The following is a 2,440-nucleotide window of genomic DNA, read 5'->3' as shown; positions in this document are numbered from 1 at the left end:
CCCCCCCCCCCCCCCCCCCCCCCCCCCCCCCCCCCCCCCCCCCCCCCTCTTACCGACGAGCAATGATGCCACTTTTCCACCGCACCCGCGCCTCCGCCGCGCTCCTCGCCGCCCTCGCGCTCGCCGCGCCGCTCCAGGCGCAGCGCCCCGCCGACCGCGCCGGCGCGCTCGTGGTCCGCGCCGAGAACCCGCTCGCCGCCGACCGGCCGGACGAGACGATCTCCCTTCCCTGGGCGGCGCTCCGGCAGGCCCACCCTGGCCTGCAGGCGGACCGGGTGCGAGTGCTGGACGCGGGGACCCGGACGGAGGTGGTCTCGCAGCCGCTGGACGCGGACGGCGACGGGACGGTGGACGAGCTCCTCTTCCAGACCGGCTTCCGCCCCGGCGAGGTCCGCGAGTTCGTGGTGGAGGCCGCCCCGTCGGCCCCGGCGAAGCCGCGGGTGCACGCACGCCACGACGCCCACCGCGACGACGTGGCGTGGGAGAGCGACCGCATCGCCTTCCGCATCTACGGCCAGGGGCTCTGGCAAGCGTCCGAGTACCAGCCGCTGGTGAGCAGCGGGATTGACGTGTGGCCCAAGCGCGTCCGCGACCTCGTGGTGGAGCGCTGGTACGCCAAGGGGCACGACGCCTACCACCTGGACACCGGCGAGGGGGCGGACTTCTACACCGTGGGGCCGACACTGGGAGCGGGCGGGAGCGCCGTCTGGCGCGGCGGGGAGCTGCACCGGGCGAAGAACTTCAGGTCGCACCGCATCCTCGCCACCGGCCCCATCCGCGCCGTGTTCGAGCTGCGGTACGACCCGTGGGACGCCGCCGGGATGCAGGTGTCCGAGACCAAGCGCGTCAGCATCGACGCCGGGCAGAACTTCTTCCGGCAGGAGATCACCTACCACGCGCCCGGCGCCGCGGAGGTCCCCTACGCCGTGGGCACGGTGAAACGCGAGGGGCTGGTGGGGTCCTCCCGCCAGGAGGCGCCCTGGGCGTGGGTGAGCACCTGGGGCCCCGTGGAGCGCAAGAACGGCGGCCACGGCCACCTGGGCACCGCCGTGCTGATGGAGAAGGGGCGCATGGCCGAGGCGCGCGAGACCGCCGACCACTACCTCGCCCTGGCGACCGCGCGGCCCGGAGTGCCGACCGTGCAGTACGTGGGCTCCGGGTGGACCGCCAGCGGCGACTTCCGCACGGTGGAGGACTGGTGGCGCCACGTGGACGCCTTCGGCGCGCGCCTGGCGAACCCGGTGAAGGTCACGCTCCTGCGGAACGGCGCGCCCCTGGCGGCGGGGCGGTGATCCGGGGGCGCCGAGCGCCCCCTGCGGCTCCGATCCGGGTCGACCGGCACCTGCGCGCAGGCCTCCCTCCGGACTCATCCGTTTGCGCCGGCCTTGCACTTCCATTAATTGTCCTTTAGTATGCGTGCTGGCTGCGCGATTCCGCGGAGCACTCACCAGCACCGTGGAGGGCAGATGTACCGGTTCCTCAGATCCCACGTCGGTCCGCTGTTCGCCGTCCTGGCCCTCGTCGGGTGTTCGGAAACACCCACCGGTTCCGCGGTGCTGCCCGATGAGGGCAAGCCCAATGCGTCCATCGGGGGCACCACTCACACGGCCATCCAGACCCCCAGTCAGTCCTACCTGGTGTATCTCTACCCACAGGAGGCATCCACCTACGTCGTGGACGTCGCGGCCAACTTCGAAGCCATGACGGCGTTCAGCGATCCGGCCACGACGTACCGCTGGAGAACGTTGATCCGGTGGGGCAAGACCGCGGGCTCCTGCTCCGACCCGGTGAGTGTGTGGAACGAGATCTACAGGTCGGACCGGGACGTGGGAAGCGGGACGTTCAACACGTCGTCGGGAAGCACCCTGTTCATGCCAGGGTACCTCGGAACGTACGTCATCGAGTCACGCTCGGATCTGTTCTGGTCGATAACCAGAGTGGCGGACGCGGCGGACAGGAGGTGCGTCATCCTCTCGTACGCCGGAGTGCCGTATTCGCCCGGCTCGGTCGACCTCGCCAACCGCTTCTCCGTGGGCGAGAACGCGCAGCTTTCGTGGGAGCCCAGCACGTACGAGCAGGGCTATTACATCTATCGTCAGAACCGCACCACCGGCGCCTACGACCGGGTCGGACAGGTCTCCTCCGGGACGCTCACCTGGACGGATCCGGACGTCAGGATCACCAGCTATCCCTGCGACGAGACCCGTAACTGGCAGGTCACCGCGTACAACGTGCACGGCGAGTCGAGCCCCGTCGGGACCGGAGGCTGCGCTTCCTGACGGGGCGCAGGCAGGCACGGTCGGCGGGAACGAACCCGGGGCCCCCCATTCGACCAGCTCGGATGGGGGGCCCGTCCGTTTCCGCGGCACGCTCCATGACGAGGTGTACGCTTCCCCGTGCCGCGGGACATGGCGGCACGCCCTGCGCGCGTGCCGCTGCC

Annotated in this window: 2 protein-coding genes; both read left to right on the top strand. The window is 71.3% G+C overall.

Annotated elements, in window-relative coordinates; genetic code table 11:
- Nucleotides 1-65: 65 nt before the first annotated feature.
- Complete coding sequence (locus VGR37_22915) at nt 66-1,292, top strand: DUF4861 domain-containing protein (protein ID HEV2150269.1); 1,227 nt, start codon at nt 66-68, stop codon at nt 1,290-1,292.
- A 174-nt stretch (nt 1,293-1,466) separates the two neighbouring features.
- Nucleotides 1,467-2,279: a hypothetical protein gene (locus VGR37_22910; GenBank protein ID HEV2150268.1), complete on the top strand. Its 813-nt coding sequence runs from the start codon at nt 1,467-1,469 to the stop codon at nt 2,277-2,279.
- Nucleotides 2,280-2,440: the final 161 nt, after the last annotated feature.

This window comes from Longimicrobiaceae bacterium, from assembly GCA_035936415.1.
Taxonomy (GTDB): domain Bacteria; phylum Gemmatimonadota; class Gemmatimonadetes; order Longimicrobiales; family Longimicrobiaceae; genus JAFAYN01.
Note: the sequence above shows the minus strand (reverse complement) of the source record. Positions and strands in the feature narration are given on the sequence as shown.

Coding starts and splice junctions, on each gene's coding strand:
- VGR37_22915 (HEV2150269.1), top strand. CDS start 66: ATGCCACTTTTCCACCGCACCCGCGCCTCCGCCGCGCTCCTCGCCGCC.
- VGR37_22910 (HEV2150268.1), top strand. CDS start 1,467: ATGTACCGGTTCCTCAGATCCCACGTCGGTCCGCTGTTCGCCGTCCTG.